Here is an 18855-nt window from a genome sequence, read left to right on the forward strand (position 1 = left end):
TTTCTCTATTTCGAATTTCTGGTCGGAAGACCCGCGCGCGTCAGCGGTCGCGGGTCACGGAAAGCTCTCCGAAAATACGCGCCATTTCCTTCTGCATGTCTCCATCCGGTGAAGCGCCGGTGACCGGCGGGGAAGCTGGCTGCGGCTTGATCTGCTTTTCCGCGACAGGGGCGATGGACGGTTCGTTATCCGCCTCCTTGCTCTTGGCGATCTCCGCCTCAAGGAAGCTTTCGAAATCACTGGCGAGCTCGTCGGAAAATTTCGGCTCAGCGTCGTTCGAAGCCACAGCCGGATTTTCAGGCTTGGGCGGGAAAGGTGCGGGCGGCGTTGTCTGTCCCGGCTTCAGGTCGGGAAGAACGCGCTCCCGTGCGGCGTCGAGAAAATCGGCGGCGATGGATTGGTCGATCACCGGCTCGCGCGCGGCAAAGACCGGCGGAGCGAATTCCGCAGTCCGTTCTTCCGCCTTTGCCTCTAACGGCGCCTGTGCAGGGATCGGCGGTGCGACCGGTGCCGGAGCCGGAGCGAGCACGACGGGCTCGGCACGCCTGGGTTCCGTTCGGGCCGCAGCCATATCGAGCGATGCCGCCGCCAGGGGCAAGACCGCAGCGACCGGAGCCGCTGCAACCGGTATTGGCGGTGGCGTGGGGCGCGCTATCTCCCGCTCGGGTGCCGCCTGTCTTGCCGGCGGCGCGGTTTCGCGCGCCGTAGAAGGCGTGGGTACGGGTTGCGGCGGGGTCGATGGGCGTGGCGGAACCTGAGCGGCGGCCGCCGCAACGGGTGCTGGACGCGGGGACGCCACAGGTGCCGGCGGCTCCGACCGCTGTGCTTGCTTGACGGGTTCTTCAGGCACAGAAACGGTAGCCGCAGCTGCAACGGGCTGCTGTTGCGGCAGGGCGGAGCGACGCTCCTGCTGGATCGCGGGCTCGGCTCTCTTCTGCTCGCTTTCCTGGCGCGGCAGCGCCTTCAATTCCGGCTCCTGCACGTCCCTGACAATGGGGATCGCGCCTATACCGCTTTCGATGACGATATCCGTTGGGCCGCCGATCATGACGAGATGCTCGACATTGTCACGGCGCACCAGCACCAGACGGCGGCGTGCGTCCACGGCCGTTGCATCGAGAACCTGCAGGCGCGGCTGCCGGTTGCGCCCGCCGCGGATGAAAGGGGCAGAACCGCTGCGCCTGCGCAGAAGCCACAGCGCAATCGCCAGAACAAGCAGGGCCACACCCACACCGACGACGGCGACGATGAGACGGTTTCCATAAGCGCCGATAAAATCTTCCATCATGGAGATCATCCCTTCAGATTTTTTGGCTTTTTCGTTTCTTGGGCAATTAATATTGCCGTGGTTCTTATAAAGTGAACGTCAAGCAGGAAAAGACGATTTTTTTGGGCGCGATACAAGGTTTATTCATTTCGCCCCACAGGATTGCCGCCTCAACCGTAACGACGCCACCAAAGCGCCATATCTCGTCCTTCAATGCTGAAAGACAGTGAAAGTTGCAATTCTTTTGCCGAAGGAGCGTTCCGGAATGTTCCAGTCATTGCGCATTAACGGCTCCTCCGCACGGCATTTGATGCGTGTCGTTTTGCTGTTGCCACCGTTTTTCGCGTTTCCGTATTCGATAGACGGGGCCGAAGAAAAGGTGCCGGACAACGCCGCGACCATGGCGGAGTTCGTGCGTGACAATCCTTCCTGCGTCGACTTCACGGACGGATGCTCGGTTTGCACCATCGCTGACGGCAAGATCGTCTGTTCCGCGCCGCGCATTCAATGTCAGGTGAAGGAGCTGACCTGTACAAGGCCGTAGTCTTTTAAGGCTTTTATACACCTTTCAGGCCGTTTTCGCTGTGCGTTTTTAAGCCTTTGTGTCCTGGCGGAGCTTTTTGCCGGTCAAGCGAGTTGCTACAAGAAATTTTACTGCCCGATTCCGTCAGGGAAATAGGGCTGACCGAATGACGACCTGCACGACTGCGAGGCCAAGATGACACGGGTGCGCGAGACAAGCGACAACGACCTTCCGCTGGTGGACAGGCGCGCCCGTTCCGGCACGGTCCTGCGCATTCTGCTTCTGGCGCTGGTTCTGATCGCCGCCGCTGCCGCCTTCGTCTATTTCAAGGATTCGCTCGAAAACGAAATCGTGCTCGGCATTCTCGGCGTGCTGGCCATGATGGGCATCTTCTTTCTGGTCTCGTCGATCATCGGTTTCATCGAGGTCATGCCGCAGTCGCAATCCGACGGGCTTGCCCGCCGCTTTCTCTCGGCCCACCCCGAAGGCACGCTGATCACCGACGCCAAGGGGCATATGGTCTATGCCAATGCCACCTATTGCCGGATGAGCGGCACCACCAAGGCGAGCGATATCCAGAGTCTCGAAACGCTCCTGTCGCGCAGCCGGGAATCGACCGAAGCGCTTTACCGGCTCATCAACGTGCTGCGCGAAGGCCGCGACGGTTACGAAGAGTTCCGGCTGCTGAAGCCGCTGGGTGAGGATTCCAATGCAGGCCCGCACTGGTACAGGCTGAAGGGCCGGGTGCTGAAGGATGCGGGCGGCGAGGGGCTGCACGTCTTCCAGATCGCCGACATCACGCCGGAGCGCGAGGATCAGGAGCGCTTCTTCCGCGAATTGCAGAATGCCATCGATTACCTCGATCACGCCCCGGCCGGTTTCTTTTCCGCCGGGCGCAAGGGCGAGATCGTTTATCTGAACGCCACCCTGTCGGAATGGCTCGGCATCGATCTGGCGCAGTTCTCACCCGGTTCTATGACCGTTTCCGATATTGTCGCCGGCGAGGGCATGGCGCTGATCGAATCGGTGCATCCGCAGGGCACGGCGAAGCGCACTGAAATCCTCGATCTCGACATGCGACGGGTGAACGGCCAGAGCATGCCGGCCCGCCTCGTGCATCAGGTCACCTCGAAAGATGGCGCGCCCGGCGAGAGCCGCACCATCGTCCTGATGCGCCCAAAGGGGCAGGAGGATACGGAATCCTCCTCCGCCATGCGTTTCACCCGCTTTTTCAACAACACGCCGATGGCGATTGCCTCGCTCGACGGCGAAGGCCGCATCCTGCGCATCAACGCGCCCTTCCTGAAATTGTTCTCCGGCGTTGTCGGACGCGATGATATCGATCGCGGCGTGGCGCTTGAGACGGTCATCCATGACAATGAGAAGCCGCGGCTCGAACAGGCGCTGGCCGAAGCCAAGGACCGTCAGGGCGATATAGCGCCTTTCGATTCCCGCCACCCGAGCGACGAGGGCCGGCATTTCCGCTTCTACGTCAACGCCGTCATCGATCAGGACGATGAAGCGCCGGAAGAGGTGGCTATCGTTTATGCCATAGAAGTGACCGAGCAGAAGGCGCTCGAGACCCAGATGGCGCAGACGCAGAAGATGAATGCCGTTGGCACGCTCGCAGGCGGCATCGCCCACGATTTCAACAACGTGTTGACCGCCATCCTGCTGTCGTCGGACCATCTGCTGCTACAGGCGCGGCCTGCCGATCCGAGCTTCGCCGATCTCATGGAGATCAAGCGCAACGCTAACCGCGCGGCCGTGCTGGTACGCCAGCTTCTGGCGTTCTCGCGCAAGCAGACCATGCGTCCGGCCATCCTCAACCTGACGGATGTGATCGGCGATCTGCGCATGCTAGTGGACAGGCTGATTTCCGGCACCAATGTCAAGCTGGAGGTCGATTACGGCCGCGATCTGTGGCCGGTAAAGACGGATCTGTCGCAATTCGAGCAGGTGCTCATCAATCTCTGCGTCAATGCACGCGACGCCATGCCCGACGGCGGCAAGATCACCATCAGGACGCGCAACGTCGACGCGAAGGAAATCGCAGCGCTTGGCCGTCCGGAATTCCCGGCCGAGGACATGGTGATGGTGGAAGTTGCCGATAATGGCACGGGTATTCCGCCCGAGATCATGGACAAGATTTTCGAGCCCTTCTTCACCACCAAGGAAGTCGGCAAGGGCACCGGTCTTGGCCTGTCGATGGTCTATGGCATCGTCAAGCAGTCGGGCGGTTATATCTATCCCGAATCGGAAGTGGGCAAGGGAACCGCCTTCCGCATTTACCTGCCGCGCCATGTGGTGGAGGCCGTTCAGAGCAACGGGCAGCCCGGCGAGGCGGCGCTTGCTCCGGTCATCGCAGCCGAGCCGGTGAAGGAAGAGCCGTTGGACCTCACCGGCAAATCCGCGGTCGTGCTTCTGGTGGAGGATGAGGAAGCGGTGCGACGTGGCGGCAAGCGCATGCTGGAAACCCGCGGCTATACCGTGCACGAAGCCGGCTCCGGCACCGAAGCCCTGGAGGTGATGGACGAACTGGAAGGCAAGGTCGACATCGTCGTTTCCGACGTCGTGATGCCGGAAATGGACGGTCCGTCGCTGCTGAGGGAACTGCGAAAGTCCTATCCGGACCTGAAATTCATCTTCGTTTCGGGTTATGCCGAGGATGCTTTCGCAAAGAACCTGCCGGCGGACGCCAAGTTCGGTTTCCTGCCCAAACCCTTCTCGCTCAAGCAGCTCGCGATCGCCGTTCGCGAAATGCTCGACGACAAGGAATAAGGCCGGCGGCGGCGAACCGGATTCGGCTGCGCCGCGACCTGTCACATCCATTGCATCCGGCCCGAAAAATGCGCCGCTACTTCGGGTCCGTGTCTTCCGGCGCCCCGGTTGCCTCCATATCCGCACTTTTCCCGAGGTTTGCCTCTTCGCAAACGCAATAGTGATTGCACCGTTTCGCAAGGGGCTTAAAATCGCGTCTTAACGACCTAGATATGAAGAGGCGAAGTTCTCCCTCCTGGCAAAGAACTGTCGGTTTGAGAACGGTTTGGAGAATGATGAAAGATGATCGCTAGGCCGATCTACATGCAGGGCGAGGGCGAAGGGGAAGACGGCGGCGGCACCAACCGTGGAACGTCTGTTATCACCCGCGTCAAGCCAAAAACAAAAAGACCGAATTTGTACCGTGTTCTTTTACTGAATGACGACTACACTCCCATGGAATTCGTCATCCACATTCTGGAGCGTTTTTTCCAGAAGGATCGCGAAGCGGCAACCCGCATCATGCTGCACGTGCACCAGCACGGCGTGGGCGAATGCGGGGTGTTTACATATGAGGTCGCAGAGACGAAAGTAAGCCAGGTCATGGATTTCGCCCGACAGCACCAGCATCCGCTGCAATGCGTCATGGAAAAGAAATGAGGATCGCAACGTGCCAACTTTTTCCCCAAGTCTCGAGAAGGCGCTGCACCAGGCACTGACCTTTGCAAATGAGCGTCACCACGAATATGCGACGCTGGAACATCTCCTTCTGGCGCTGATCGACGACGCGGATGCCGCAGCCGTCATGGGCGCCTGCAATGTCGATCTCGATGCGCTTCGCAAGACTGTCAGCGATTACGTCGACAATGAACTGACGAACCTCGTCACGGGTTACGACGAAGATTCCAAACCCACATCCGGCTTCCAGCGAGTCATCCAGCGGGCCGTCATCCATGTTCAATCGTCCGGCCGCGAGGAAGTGACCGGCGCGAACGTGCTTGTGGCCATTTTCGCCGAGCGCGAAAGCCACGCCGCCTATTTCCTGCAGGAGCAGGAGATGACCCGTTACGACGCGGTCAACTACATCTCCCACGGCATCGGTAAGCGCCCCGGCACGTCGCAGACGCGCACGCCGCGCGGTGCCGATGAACCGGAAAGCGAAAACAAGGCGAGCCGCAGCAATCCCGAGGAAGACGGATCGTCCGCCAAGAAGCAGCAGGATGCGCTGAAGGCTTACTGCATCAACCTCAATGAAAAGGCGAAAAACGGCAAGATCGATCCGCTGATCGGCCGCCACGACGAGGTCAACCGCACCATCCAGATCCTCTGCCGCCGCTCCAAGAACAACCCGCTTTATGTGGGCGATCCGGGCGTGGGCAAGACGGCGATTGCCGAAGGTCTCGCCAAGCGTATCGTCGAAGGCAAGGTGCCGGAGGCGCTCGCCAATGACACCATCTTCTCGCTCGACATGGGTACGCTGCTCGCCGGGACCCGCTATCGCGGTGATTTTGAAGAGCGTTTGAAGCAGGTCGTCAAGGAACTCGAAGAATATCCGGGCGCGGTTCTGTTCATCGATGAAATCCACACCGTCATCGGTGCGGGCGCGACCTCGGGTGGCGCGATGGATGCATCGAACCTCTTGAAGCCTGCCTTGTCTTCGGGTGCGATCCGCTGCATCGGCTCGACCACCTATAAGGAATATCGGCAATTCTTCGAAAAGGATCGCGCGCTTGTGCGCCGTTTCCAGAAGATCGACGTCAACGAGCCGTCCATCGATGACGCCATCGCGATCATGAAGGGGCTGAAGCCCTATTTCGAGGACTACCACCACCTCAGATATTCCAACGAGGCGATCAAGGCTGCTGTCGAGCTGTCGGCTCGCTACATTTCCGACCGCAAGCTGCCGGACAAGGCGATCGACGTGATCGACGAGACCGGTGCGGCGCAGATGCTGCTGCCGGCCTCCAAGCGCCGCAAGCTGATCACCGAGCGGGAAATCGAGGCCACCATCGCGACGATGGCCCGCATTCCCCCGAAGACGGTCTCCAAGGATGACGAGATGGTTCTCGCCAACCTTGAAAAGGAACTGCGCTCGGTCGTTTATGGTCAGGACATCGCCATCGAGGCGCTTGCCACGGCCATCAAGCTGGCGCGTGCGGGCCTGCGCGAACCGAACAAGCCGATTGGCTCCTATGTCTTCTCCGGCCCGACGGGCGTGGGCAAGACGGAAGTGGCCAAGCAGCTTGCCGCCTCGCTCGGCGTCGAGATGCTGCGCTTCGACATGTCGGAATATATGGAGCGTCATACCGTGTCGCGCCTGCTCGGCGCACCTCCCGGTTATGTCGGCTTCGATCAGGGCGGTCTTTTGACCGACGGCGTCGACCAGCACCCGCATTCCGTGGTGCTGCTGGACGAAATCGAAAAGGCGCATCCGGATATCTACAACATCCTGTTGCAGGTGATGGACCATGGCTCGCTGACCGACCATAACGGCAAGAAGATCGACTTCCGCAACGTCATCCTCATCATGACGACGAATGCGGGTGCATCCGAAATGGCGAAATCCGCCATCGGTTTCGGTTCTTCGCGCCGTACGGGTGAAGATGAAGAGGCAATCAACCGCCTGTTCACGCCGGAGTTCCGCAACCGTCTGGACGCGATCATTCCTTTCTCGCCGCTGCCGACCGCTGTCATCCACAAGGTCGTGCAGAAGTTCGTCATGCAGCTGGAAACCCAGCTCTCCGAACGCAACGTCACCTTCGATCTGCATGAAGATGCGATCTCCTGGCTGGCGGAGAAGGGTTACGACGAGAAGATGGGCGCCCGCCCGCTGTCGCGCGTGATCCAGGAAAACATCAAGAAGCCGCTCGCCAACGAAATCCTCTTTGGCAAGCTCAAGAAGGGCGGCGTCGTCAGCGTCACCGTCGGCAAGAAGGACGACGGCTCCGAAGGTCTCATACTCGAGGTCCTGCCGGAGACGGCACCCGTCAAGCCGCAGCCGGAGGCCGAACTGAAGGCGGCCAAATCGCCCGGCAAGGCAAAGGCCAAGACGAAACCTGCTTCCAAGGCGGCGAAGGCCAATGAAGAGGCGGATGTCCTTGTTGCCGAGGCCGACAAGTCGGATGAGGACAGCAAGCCGCGGCGCAAGACCAATGCGGTGCCGAAAGTGCCGAAGAAGAAATGATCAAGGTCTTCGACCGATAAACCGATGCCGGGCGAAAGCCCGGCATTTTCATGTATGAAGCGTGTCGCGTTTTCCCTGATACCTCCGGCGCGTTTTGTTTTTTGTTTTATGCATGACGTTACCCCGAAGCTGCGGCACATTTCGGGTGACATGCACAAGTGGGTCAGCAATGCAGACTGCCGACAGCGATACCATCCCCCTGAGCGGCTGGTTTTTCCGGGGAATGCGGGGCATATTTTCGCTGCCCTCGCTCATTCTGATGACATCTTTCGTTGGTTTTAGCGCCTTCGCGCTGGAATCCGGTGTCGCGCGCGGTGAAGCCGTGTTCATGACGCTGATGATCTGGGCCCTGCCGGCCAAGATGATCCTGATCGGCTCCATGGTCGGCGGCGCCAATCTTGCCGCCTGCTTTCTGGCGGTGACGCTGTCCTCGGTCCGGATGATGCCGATGGTCGCCTCCATCGTCCCAGAAATGCGCGGCGCGAAGACGCCGACATGGATCTTGCTGTTTCTCTCCCACTTCGTCGCAATCACGGCCTGGGTTTTTGCCACGCAAAATCTCTCCAAGGTGCCGCGCGAAGCACGCGCCGCCTGGTTCGCCGGTTTCGGCATGACGCTCACCGTGGTCAATGCCATCATCGTCGGCCTGTGTTACGGCGTTGTCGCCGCCTTTCCGCCGCTTGTCGCCGGCGTGCTGTTTTTTCTCACGCCTGTCTATTTCGTGGCATCGATCTGGGCTTCGGCCCGTCATTCCGTCGTCAAGGTCGCCTTCGTCATCGGTGTTATCGCCGGACCGGCCTTCGCGGTCATCGCACCGGAATTCGATATTCTCTATGCCGGGATAGGCGGGGGCACGGCGGCCTATCTGATCGACCGCCTCGTGTTCCGCCGCCGGATAAAACCCGTCTCACCGGAGAGCGAACCATGATGACCGAACATTGGTGGGCGCCTTATCTCTTCATCGCGATTGCCGGCTGGCTGGCGACCGATCTCTGGCGTTGGCTCGGCGTTCTCGCCGGTAACCGCCTGAAGGAGGATTCCGAAGCGCTGCACTGGGTAAGGGCGGTCGCCACCGCGCTCGTCATGGCTGTCACCGCCAAGCTGATCGTCTTTCCAACCGGAACGCTGGAAGCATCGCCCCTGTGGCTGCGCATCGGCGCCGCCACACTCGGTTTCATAGCTTTTCTGATGGCAGGCCAGCGGGTCATCGTCGGCGTGGCTGTGCCCATCCTGCTTCTGGCGGGTGGTTTGTTCGCGCTCGGTTTCTAGTGCACGCTTTATCCGAATATTAAGGCCGTTGCCCTACTTTGCCGCTGATTGAAACAGGGGCAGCAATTCAATGCGACTCTTTGCGGCAGAGCGTTTTGTACTTGGCATTATCGCCATATTATTCGTTGTCGATGCGGTATTGATTGCGGCCAAAGGCATTCAAGTCGACTACGCAGGATATCTTCTATGCGTTCTGGCAGGCGTCGGTGTTTTTATCCTCGGCCAGGTTTATCGCACTACCGGGCGCGATCTTCGCATTGCTGCCGCCCTGATTTCTGGCGGGTTATTCATCCTGTTCACGCTTGTTGCTTCGGTTTTCAACTACATGTTCCTACCCGTGGCCTTTCCGGCGATTGATCATATGCTTTTCAGTATGGATGCGGCGTTTGGCTACAGCTGGACAGGCATCGTCCTGTGGGCGGCAGCCCACCCATGGATCGGAACCGGCCTGTTTTTCGTCTATGCCTCATCGTTGCCGCAGCTTTTGGTGATCGTCCTGACGCTTGGATTTACCGGCAACGAGCGGATGCTGCACCATTTCCTCGTGACCGGAGTACTGGGTGCATTTGCATGCATCGTCTTTTGGATATTCTTGCCGACATTCGGACCTTCGGCCTATGTGCAATTGCCGCAATGGGTATCGCAGGCCATTCCGTTGGCCGTCGATAATACCTACGGTCAGGAGTTGAACCGCCTCATAACGGAGGGAGTGGTCTATCTTTCGCCTAAAAATGTGCTGGGGTTGATCGGCTTTCCATCGTTTCACATCTTCATGGCGGCAATGTCAGTCTGGTTCATACCGCGTCACTGGGCGGTGATGGCGGTGATCTTGCCGATAAACCTCTTGATGCCGCTGGCCGTTCTTGTTCAGGGTGGACACCATCTTTCGGATGTTTTCGGTGGTCTCGCTGCTTTTGTTGTCATTTGTGCTGCATCCGCCCGCTTGCTCAACTGGCTGTCGGCGAGGGAACGGATGGAAGAGGCGGCAGCCTCTCGTGTTCAGATCGTCGCGGCGGAATAACTGCCACGCATTTCGCTCCCTCGGGCCTCTGCAAGAAGCCAGTCCGACAGGATGCGGGATGGTGCCGTCATCTCTTCGGCTTCCATCAGCCAGTAATATTTCTCCGTATCGGCCGCCCGGTCGAAGAGCACGGTCAGTTGACCTTCGGCAATCTCGTCGTGAAGCAGCGCCGTCGGGCAGAGGCCGATGCCTTGACCGGCTTTGAGAGCGGTCACGAGCAGATTGAAATCCGCGAAAACCGGACCGGCGTTATCGGGCATGGATATCCCCCCGGCTGCGAACCAGTTCTGCCACGCCGCCTCGGTGTCGTCGTGCAGCAATTCCGCTCGTAACAGGCTGTCAACATTGTCGAAAGGACCGAATTTAGCGACATAGTCCGGCGCGCATGTCGGCCGTGTCTCTGCGCTGAAAAGCGCGACCGCGTTTTCCTCGGATGCGATGCCATGTCCTATGGTGAGATCGGCTGGTATCGCGTGATGCGCGCCGGAATAGCTGATGGATACCTGTATATCGGGGTAAAGCGCCCGAAAGCGAGGCAAGCGGGGCGTCAGAAAATGCGCCACGACAGAGGGCAGGCTGGCAAGGCGGACGACCATGCGGTCATGGCCCTGACGGATCCGGGCGGCGCCAGAGGCAATCTGGCGTAAGGAGGTCGAAACCGTCGTGCCGAATTCCTTTCCGGCCGGGGTAAGCCTCACACCCCGTGCGTGCCGCTCAAACAGCGCCTCACCGAGCCAGGCCTCCAGATTGCGCACGTGCTGGCTGACAGCAGTTGCCGTCATGCCGAGTTCCTGCGCAGCCAGAGAAAAACTTGTTCTTCTGGCTGCGGCTTCGAATGCCCGGAGAGTGGTGAGCGGCGGTAATTTCATGATGCCTCAAGGGTAAGTAAGACTTGGCCTGAGCGCAAGAAAAACCCGTCTTGTCAGGCGAGCAGGCATGGCGCAATTTCGCCTCGAGATTTTGATTGCCCGAGGATTTCATGACCCCCATGCCCGCCGCCGAACCCGTCGACGCCGCCGCACGCCGCGCCGTCCGTCCTGTTGTCGTTTATCCGAACGGGACGCTTGAAATGCCAGACCTCGCGCGTCTGGAAGAAGCCAAACGAAGCATGAAAAAAATCGATGAGGTCATCGTGCCGCCGCGTGACGGCCGCAGCTTTCATGTGCCAAAGGGGCATTTCTTTCGCATCGTAAGCGTTGAAGGTCCGCAGGTGGGAGACCTGAACCTCTGGAACGCCCATGATCTGACCGAGCGGTTTTTCAGCGGCAAGACCCGTGCCCTGCACGCCACCCATGTTTCAGTCGGCAACCGGCTGTGGAGCAACCTGCCGTCCCTGCGGCCGATGGCGACGATCACACATGATACGCTGTCATGGTATGGCTTCGACGAAGACGGCGGCGGTGTGCATGACGTGATCGGCACACGCTGCGATCCCTATACCAATAAGCTCCTGAGCGGCGGCGACTACCACCAGTGCTGCCATTCCAATCTGACCAATGCGCTGGCCTCCGCCAAGGGTCTGTCATTCCGGCAGGCGGAGCCGCATGTGCATGACGTGCTGAATGTCTTCATGTGCACGGGTTTCACCCGCGACACACACCAATATTTCATGAAGGCGAGCCCGGTGCGGCCGGGTGATTATCTGGAGCTTTTTGCCGAGATCGATCTTATCGGCGCGCTTTCCGCCTGCCCGGGCGGTGATTGCAGCGCCACGCATTCGAGCGATACGGCGGCCTGTTATCCGCTGAAGGTGGAAATATTCCGGCCCGATATGCAGGTGCTTGAGGGCTGGCCATGGCCGGAGAGGAATGCTTACCGTTCTCCGGAATGATCAGTCCGAAACCTCTCCTCCGTCATGCTCGGGCCTGTCCCGAGCATCTGCAACCGATTGATTTTAGATACGTGTTTGGATCCTCGGCACAAGGCCGAGGATGACGTCGCATGCTAGGCAGCCATCACGAAGCAAGCGCGGCCTTTATCTTTTCCGCATGGGCCTTCAATACCTCGCCATCGGCCATCACGCCGGAATGCGGCTTCAGCGGCTCGCCTTCCTTGCGCGGAATGACGTGGAAATGCAGGTGAAAAACGGTCTGGCCAGCCGCCGGCTCGTTGAATTGCGCGATGAAGACGCCATCCGCATCGAAGGCTTCCTTGGCCGCCACGGCCAGTTTCTGCACGACGGGAATGGTCCTCGCCAGCACTTCCGGATCGGCATCGAGCAGGTTGCGGGAGCCGGTCTTGGGAACCACGAGCAGATGGCCGGGGGCCTGCGGCATCACATCCATGAAAGCAAGCGTATGCTCGTCTTCGTAAAGCTTGTGGCTCGGAATTTCGCCGCGCAGGATTTTTGCGAAGATATTGTTGTCGTCATAGGCGCTGGCCGTCATCGTGATCTCTCCTCATGGCGGACTATACGTCCGGTTCCTGTCTCTCGCCCTTGCGGAAGGGCGTGTGTTCATCAAGATAATCGCCGATATGCTCGACTTCCTCGCGCTCGCGCTGAAGATAATCGGCAATGGCGCGGCGCAGGCCTGGATGGACAATGAAATGCGCCGAGTGGGTGGTGACGGGCATGTAACCGCGCGCCAGCTTGTGTTCGCCCTGAGCGCCGGCTTCCACCCGTTTCAATCCCCTGGAAAGCGCGAAATCGATCGCCTGATGATAACAGACCTCGAAATGCAGAAAGGGGTGATCCTCGACGCAGCCCCAGTGGCGGCCATAAAGCGCATCCGAGCCGATGAAATTGATCGCGCCGGCAATATAGCGCCCCTCACGTTTCGCCATCACCAGCAGCACGTCATCGGCCATACGCTCGCCGATCAGTGAATAAAATTCCCGCGTCAGATAGGGCCGGCCCCATTTGCGGCTGCCGGTATCCATATAGAAGGCGAAGAACTGGTCCCAGATATCCTCGGTCAGGTCGCTTCCCGTCAGCCAGTCGATCTCGATGCCCTTTTCGAGTGCGGCGCGGCGTTCCTTTTTCAGGCCCTTGCGCTTGCGCGAGGAAAGGGCGTCGAGAAAATCACCGTGATCGCGATAACCGTCATTGATGAAGTGGAACTGCTGGTCGGTCCTGTGCAGGAAATCGCGCGGCAGAAGGGCGGAGAGATCGTTCTCTTCCAGAAATGTGACATGTGCCGACGAGACGCCGATCTTTTCCGTCACCTGCGCGAGACCGGAGGCCAGGAGCGCTTTGAAACGTGTCTCGTCCTCGTTCTTGCAGACGAGCAACCGTGGTCCGGTTGCAGGCGTGAAGGGAACCGAGCACTGCAGTTTCGGATAATAATGCCCGCCGGCCCGCTCGAAAGCATCCGCCCAGCCGTGGTCGAAGACATATTCGCCCTTGCTGTGGTTCTTCAGATAGGCGGGCACCGCGCCGACCAGAGCTCCGGAGGCGTTTTCGAGAAGCAGATGGTGCCCCAGCCAGCCGGTTTTCGCTGTCGCCGATCCCGATTCTTCCATGGATGATAAAAATTCATGGGAAATAAACGGGTTGTAGATTTTTCCTGATGTATTGCGCGAGGTTCCGGAAAGCCGCTTCCAGCTTTCCGGATCGATATCCCTGAAGGAACGCGCAACGCGAATGGAATAGTCTTCTGTCATGCCGTGGCGGACGGGTTCTCTCTCGGGTCGAAACCTTCGAATGTCATCTGGTCCGCATATTTATAGGTAGTCTCGCGCGCATTTTCATCCCTGACCGTCCAGGTAATCACCGGAAGGCCAAGTTTTCTTTGCGCCTCGATGAAGCTGTTGGGCAGATGACCCCAATGATAGGAGATAAAATCGAGCCCGAGCTGCATCGCTTCGTCGTGTTTGAAGAAGTCTTCCGGCTTGTCGCCTTCGGCCGTCAGGCCCAGCGGCCAGGGCGAGCCGGCCGCCTTCAGGTCCTTCAGCAGATGGTGGTCGAAGCTCATCAGCGCCACATGGCCCTTATAGTCCTCAAGGTCTTCCAGCACCGCCTCGGCAAAACCGTCGTCGACGCCTTCACCGGCGCGGCCTTTTAGCTCGATGACCAGCGGCACCTTGCCGGCGCAGAGCGTGAGAAGCTGTTTGAGGGTAGGGACCCGGTCCCCGGTCTGGCCAACGGCAAGAAGCGACAGCTCGGCGGATGTGCGTTCGCGCACATCGCCCTTGATGCCGGTCAGGCGGGCCATGTCGTCGTCGTGAAAAATCACCGGCACACTGTCGGCCGCCAGCTGCACGTCGCATTCGATGGCGAAGCCGGCCTCGATGGCGCGGGAAAAGGCGGAAAGCGTGTTTTCCCAGACCGCCTTATTGAGATCGTGATAACCGCGATGGGCGACGGGCTGAGCCGTCAGCCAGGAGAGTTTCAGCGTCATACGTCGATTTCCACGATGGCGTCTATTTCGACGGCGGCATTGAAGGGCAGGCAGGCCATGCCGACGGCGGCGCGGGCGTGTTTGCCGGGCTCACCGAGAACATTGGCAATGAGGTTGGAAGCACCGTTGATGACGAGGTGCTGTTCCACGAACTCCGGAACCGACGCAACAAAGCCATTCAGCTTGATGACACGGCGGATTTTCGAGAGATCGCCATTCAAAGCGGCCTTGACCTGTGCGAGAATGTTGACGGCGCAAAGTTCGGCCGCGCGCTGGGCGCCTGGCACGTCGACATCGCGGCCAACGAGGCCCGTCACCGCAATCTTGCCCGATTCCATCGGCAGTTGACCCGATACATAAAGCAGATTGCCGCTGATGGTGAATGGAACGTAGTTTGCGGCTGGTGCTGCGGCTACGGGGAGCGTAAAGCCAAGTTCCTTGAGGCGGCCTTCGATGACGTCCGACATTTTCGTCTCCGGTTTTGTTGTAAATCCTTCAAGAATCCGGCATTCAGAAGATGTTGATCCAAAAGCCGGGCGGTTGCTTGTACAATATGAGCGGCGAGTCCAACAGGAGATATTGCATGTTTGTCAGGACGCTTGGTTTCGTTGCCGCAACAGGGCTTATGACCGGCCTGTCGAACGCTGCCAATGCCTTGCCGGTCACGGTTCCCGATCTCGTCGCCCACCGCGCCGTCTACGATCTCGAACTCAAGGATGCGTCCGATCGATCCGGCATCGAGGGCATGACGGGCCGCATGGTCTATGAATTCACCGGCTCGGCCTGTCAGGGCTACAAGACGGATTTCCGCTTCGTGACGCAGATCAACACCGGCGATGCCGTGCGCATGACCGACCAGCAGACCACGACCTTCGAGGATCTGACGGCCAAGAAATTCACCTTCGAGACCAAGTCCTACACCGACGACAAGCTGGACAAGGAAGTGCAGGGCGCTGCGACCGACGGCACCGATGGCGTGAAGGTCGATCTGACCCGCCCGGATGCCCGCCAGGTCAGTCTCGTCGCCAGCGAATTCCCGACGCAGCATATGTTTCAGGTCATCGAACATGCGAAACAGGGAAAGCGCATCTTCGAATCCCGGATATTCGACGGTTCGGACGATGGCGATGAAAGCCTGATCACCTCCACCCTCGTCGGCAAGTCGCAGATGCCGAAGGATGGCGATGCCGACGCCGGCAAGGCGGGCGAATTCGCCAAGGCGGCATTCTGGCCGGTGACGATCGCCTATTACAACGACAAGACCGGCACCGACGCGCTGCCGATCTACCGTATGTCGTTCAAGCTTTACGAAAACGGAATCACCCGCGATCTGACGATGGATTACGGCGATTTCGTTCTGACGGGAAAGCTTGCGAAGCTCGATATTCTCAAGCCCGAAACCTGCGAAAACAAGCCTGTCCGCTGAAACGCGGCTGTTTCTGCGGTTTTTTCGCATAAATGCTTGCATTTTCATGCGGGCGACTGTATGCGGCTCACCATTCCACACGCGAAGCTTGGGATGTTCCGGGAGAAATCCGGTCCGTTCCGCCCGGTGGTGTCGATGAAAATCGGTGCTGTTCGCTTCGCGGGGGTTAAACCGGAAAAGGAGTAACAAGGCATGGCATTGCCCGATTTTTCTATGCGCCAGCTTCTGGAAGCTGGTGTTCACTTCGGCCACCAGACGCACCGCTGGAACCCGAAGATGAAGCCGTACATCTTCGGCGACCGTAACAACATCCACATCATCGACCTGGCTCAGACCGTTCCGATGCTGTCGCGCGCCCTTCAGGTCGTGTCCGACACCGTTGCCCGTGGCGGCCGCGTTCTGTTCGTTGGCACCAAGCGCCAGGCGTCCGAAATCATCGCCGACAGCGCAAAGCGTTCGGCCCAGTACTACGTCAACTCCCGCTGGCTCGGCGGCATGATGACCAACTGGAAGACCATCTCCAACTCGATCCAGCGCCTGCGCAAGGTCGACGAGATCCTCAACTCGGAAGCTTCCGGCTACTCCAAGAAGGAACGCCTGAACCTCGAGCGCGAACGCGAAAAGCTTGAAAAGGCTCTCGGCGGTATCCGCGATATGGGCGGCGTTCCGGACCTGATGTTCATCATCGACACCAACAAGGAAAAGATCGCGATCGAAGAAGCCAAGCGTCTTGGCATTCCGGTCGTTGCTATCATCGACAGCAACTGCGATCCGGACCACATCGACTACCCGATCCCGGGTAACGACGATGCTTCGCGCGCCATCTCGCTTTACTGCGACCTTATCGCCCGCGCTGCCATCGACGGTATTGCCCGTCAGCAGGGCGCTTCCGGCCGCGACATCGGCGCTTCGGAAGAAGCTCCGATCGAGCCCGCTCTCGAAGACGAGGCTGGCGCCTGATATAGGCCCTGTCTGGCGGCGATCTCGGTCGCCGTCTCCTCGACCAGGATATGACAAGGCCGTCAAAGACCTTCCATGGGTTGACGGCCTTGTTCGTTTCAAGCGCTCCGCCACGTTTTTATGAAATCGCTGGCGTCCGATGCGGTTGAAACGGAAGGCAGTCTTCATAACGCTGTCATACTTCAGCGGCACCCATCATCTCGATGCATGGAGATGCCGCAGCACTTGGGAATGCGCATGCCCCTTTCCTGAAATCCTCTCCGGTTTCAAAGGGTGTGCGGCCGGGTACAGTCATCACCCAGAACTTCGGCACGGCAAATTCCGCCGGCTGACCGATCGAACCGATAAGAGGCAAACAATGACCGAAATCACAGCCGCAATGGTGAAGGAACTGCGCGAAAAGTCTGGCGCAGGCATGATGGACTGCAAGAAGGCTCTTGCTGAAACCAATGGCGACATGGAAGCGGCGATCGACTGGCTGCGCGCCAAGGGCATCGCAAAGGCCGACAAGAAGTCCGGCCGTACGGCTGCCGAAGGTCTGGTCGGCGTTGCCACCATGGGTCACAAGGCTGTCGTCGTTGAGCTGAACTCCGAAACCGACTTCGTTGCCCGTAACGATGCGTTCCAGGACCTCATCCGCGGTATCGCCCAGGTTGCCCTCACCACCAACGGCACCGTTGACGCTGTTTCCGCTGCCACCTATCCGGCAACCGGCAAGTCCGTTGCCGACAGCATCAAGGACGCGATTGCCACCATCGGTGAGAACATGACGCTCCGCCGCTCGGCAGCGCTCGAAGTTCCGCACGGCGTTGTTGCGACCTACATCCACAACGCTGCCGGCGACGGCATCGGCAAGCTCGGCGTTCTCGTTGCCCTGAAGTCGGAAGGCGACAAGGCCGTTCTGAACTCCATCGGCCGTCAGGTTGCCATGCACATCGCTGCGACCAACCCGCTCGCCATCCGCGCTGAAGAAGTCGACGCCGCCGTTGCCGAGCGCGAGCGCAACGTCTTCATCGAACAGGCCCGTGAATCCGGCAAGCCGGAAGCCATCATCGAAAAGATGGTTGATGGCCGTATGCGCAAGTTCTTCGAGGAAGTCGCCCTTCTGTCGCAGGCTTTCGTCATCAACCCGGACCTGACTGTCGGCGCTGCCGTCAAGGAAGCCGAAAAGGAAGCCGGCGCTTCCATCGAAGTAACGGGCATGGTTCGCCTCCTGCTCGGCGATGGCGTCGAGAAGGAAGAAAGCGATTTCGCAGCCGAAGTCGCAGCCGTCGCCAAGGGCTGATTATATTTACCCAATCTTGGGAAAACGGGAGGGCATCGCGTGACAACGCGGTGCCCTTCGTGTATCCGCGTTTCGGTTACATTTCCGAGGAGTCATGATGTCTTCCAAGCCGATCTACAAACGCGTTCTTCTCAAGGCTTCCGGCGAAGCCCTCATGGGCGATCAGGGTTTCGGTATCGATGTGGCGGTGGCTGATCGCATCGCTTCCGATATCGCCGAGGCGAGGGCGATGGGCGTCGAAGTCGGCGTTGTCGTCGGCGGCGGCAATATTTTCCGCGGCGTTGCCGTGGCCTCCAAGGGCGGCGACCGCGTTACCGGCGACCATATGGGTATGCTGGCGACCGTCATCAACGCGCTGGCGCTCGCGACCTCGCTGCGAAAGCTCAGCATCGACACCGTCGTTCTCTCCGCAATCGCCATGCCTGAAATCTGTGAGAGCTTCTCGCAGCGCGCGGCGCTCCATCATCTCGCGCAGGGGCGTGTGGTGATCTTCGCTGGCGGTACGGGCAACCCCTTCTTCACCACTGATTCTGCCGCAGCCTTGCGCGCTGCGGAAATGGGCGCCGAAGCGATCTTCAAGGGCACACAGGTGGACGGCATCTATTCCGCCGACCCGAAGAAGGACCCGACGGCAACCCGTTTCGACGAATTGACCCACAGCGAAGTGCTCGGCAAGGGACTGGCGGTCATGGATATCGCCGCCGTTGCGCTTGCCCGCGAAAACCACATTCCGATCATTGTTTTCTCGATCCACGAGAAGGGCGGTTTTGCGCAGATATTGACCGGCGGCGGCCGCAAGACCATCGTGCACGACAAATAA

The 18855-nt window shown here is 59.4% G+C and carries 18 protein-coding genes; 11 read left to right on the forward strand and 7 right to left on the reverse strand.

Annotated elements, in window-relative coordinates:
* Positions 1-40: 40 nt before the first annotated feature.
* Entirely contained in the window at positions 41-1297 is a 1257-nt protein-coding gene (locus tag PH605_RS19670) for a flagellar biosynthetic protein FliO (RefSeq protein WP_161987959.1), read from the reverse strand.
* Positions 1298-1477: 180 nt separating this feature from the next.
* Positions 1478-1771: a hypothetical protein gene (locus tag PH605_RS19675; RefSeq protein WP_161987960.1), complete on the reverse strand. Its 294-nt coding sequence runs from the start codon at positions 1769-1771 to the stop codon at positions 1478-1480.
* A gap of 214 nt (positions 1772-1985) precedes the next feature.
* Between PH605_RS19675 and cckA the strand changes: the two genes are divergently transcribed.
* The 6 genes from cckA to PH605_RS19705 all read left to right on the forward strand — a co-directional run bounded on the left by cckA (position 1986) and on the right by PH605_RS19705 (position 10024).
* Positions 1986-4571, forward strand: a complete 2586-nt coding sequence (gene cckA / locus PH605_RS19680) for a cell cycle histidine kinase CckA (RefSeq protein WP_125145936.1) — start codon at positions 1986-1988, stop codon at positions 4569-4571.
* A 282-nt stretch (positions 4572-4853) separates the two neighbouring features.
* Entirely contained in the window at positions 4854-5210 is a 357-nt protein-coding gene (gene clpS, locus PH605_RS19685) for an ATP-dependent Clp protease adapter ClpS (RefSeq protein WP_003521420.1), read from the forward strand.
* 10 nt (positions 5211-5220) lie between these two features.
* A complete protein-coding gene (clpA, locus tag PH605_RS19690; RefSeq protein ID WP_003521419.1) occupies positions 5221-7734 on the forward strand; it encodes an ATP-dependent Clp protease ATP-binding subunit ClpA in 2514 nt (837 codons plus the stop codon).
* Positions 7735-7903: 169 nt separating this feature from the next.
* Positions 7904-8662 carry an AzlC family ABC transporter permease gene (locus tag PH605_RS19695; RefSeq protein ID WP_065653935.1) on the forward strand — a complete coding sequence of 253 codons (759 nt, stop codon included), beginning with the start codon at positions 7904-7906 and terminating at the stop codon, positions 8660-8662.
* A complete protein-coding gene (locus PH605_RS19700) occupies positions 8659-9003 on the forward strand; it encodes an AzlD domain-containing protein (RefSeq protein ID WP_161987961.1) in 345 nt (114 codons plus the stop codon). The genes PH605_RS19695 and PH605_RS19700 overlap by 4 nt, the downstream gene beginning before the upstream one ends.
* 70 nt (positions 9004-9073) lie before the next feature.
* The gene (locus PH605_RS19705; protein WP_142845806.1) at positions 9074-10024 is read left to right on the forward strand and encodes a phosphatase PAP2 family protein; all 951 of its coding nucleotides are present in this window, start codon (positions 9074-9076) and stop codon (positions 10022-10024) included.
* Here the strand turns inward: PH605_RS19705 and PH605_RS19710 are convergent.
* Positions 10003-10893, reverse strand: a complete 891-nt coding sequence (locus PH605_RS19710) for a LysR family transcriptional regulator (RefSeq protein WP_142845807.1) — start codon at positions 10891-10893, stop codon at positions 10003-10005. The genes PH605_RS19705 and PH605_RS19710 overlap by 22 nt on opposite strands.
* A 110-nt stretch (positions 10894-11003) precedes the next feature.
* Between PH605_RS19710 and PH605_RS19715 the strand changes: the two genes are divergently transcribed.
* Entirely contained in the window at positions 11004-11855 is an 852-nt protein-coding gene (locus tag PH605_RS19715) for an urea carboxylase-associated family protein (RefSeq protein WP_142845808.1), read from the forward strand.
* 124 nt (positions 11856-11979) lie between these two features.
* On the opposite strand, the gene PH605_RS19720 is transcribed toward PH605_RS19715, so the two are convergent.
* Genes PH605_RS19720 through PH605_RS19735 form a run of 4 tightly spaced genes read right to left on the reverse strand, consistent with a single transcriptional unit; the run spans position 11980 to position 14831 of the window.
* A complete protein-coding gene (locus PH605_RS19720; protein WP_003496252.1) occupies positions 11980-12411 on the reverse strand; it encodes an HIT family protein in 432 nt (143 codons plus the stop codon).
* A gap of 22 nt (positions 12412-12433) precedes the next feature.
* A complete protein-coding gene (locus PH605_RS19725; protein WP_142845809.1) occupies positions 12434-13627 on the reverse strand; it encodes a GNAT family N-acetyltransferase in 1194 nt (397 codons plus the stop codon).
* The gene (locus PH605_RS19730) at positions 13624-14364 is read right to left on the reverse strand and encodes a glycerophosphodiester phosphodiesterase (protein WP_161987962.1); all 741 of its coding nucleotides are present in this window, start codon (positions 14362-14364) and stop codon (positions 13624-13626) included. Before PH605_RS19730 ends, PH605_RS19725 begins: the two co-directional genes overlap by 4 nt.
* On the reverse strand, positions 14361-14831 hold the full coding sequence (locus tag PH605_RS19735; protein WP_003521410.1) for a RidA family protein: 471 nt from the start codon (positions 14829-14831) through the stop codon (positions 14361-14363). Before PH605_RS19735 ends, PH605_RS19730 begins: the two co-directional genes overlap by 4 nt.
* Positions 14832-14947: 116 nt before the next feature.
* Between PH605_RS19735 and PH605_RS19740 the strand changes: the two genes are divergently transcribed.
* The 4 genes from PH605_RS19740 to pyrH all read left to right on the forward strand — a co-directional run bounded on the left by PH605_RS19740 (position 14948) and on the right by pyrH (position 18855).
* The gene (locus PH605_RS19740) at positions 14948-15790 is read left to right on the forward strand and encodes a cell envelope integrity EipB family protein (RefSeq protein WP_003521409.1); all 843 of its coding nucleotides are present in this window, start codon (positions 14948-14950) and stop codon (positions 15788-15790) included.
* A 192-nt stretch (positions 15791-15982) separates the two neighbouring features.
* Positions 15983-16750 (forward strand): 30S ribosomal protein S2, encoded by a 768-nt coding sequence (gene rpsB / locus PH605_RS19745; RefSeq protein WP_003496241.1) that lies wholly within the window; start codon positions 15983-15985, stop codon positions 16748-16750.
* 358 nt (positions 16751-17108) lie between these two features.
* Positions 17109-18035, forward strand: coding sequence for a translation elongation factor Ts (gene tsf, locus PH605_RS19750; RefSeq protein ID WP_003521408.1), 927 nt, complete (start codon positions 17109-17111; stop codon positions 18033-18035).
* Positions 18036-18132: 97 nt separating this feature from the next.
* On the forward strand, positions 18133-18855 hold the full coding sequence (pyrH, locus tag PH605_RS19755; RefSeq protein WP_003502561.1) for a UMP kinase: 723 nt from the start codon (positions 18133-18135) through the stop codon (positions 18853-18855).

Origin of the sequence: Agrobacterium sp. CFBP 3001 (assembly GCF_027871605.1) — a bacterium.
Lineage (GTDB): Bacteria > Pseudomonadota > Alphaproteobacteria > Rhizobiales > Rhizobiaceae > Agrobacterium > Agrobacterium leguminum.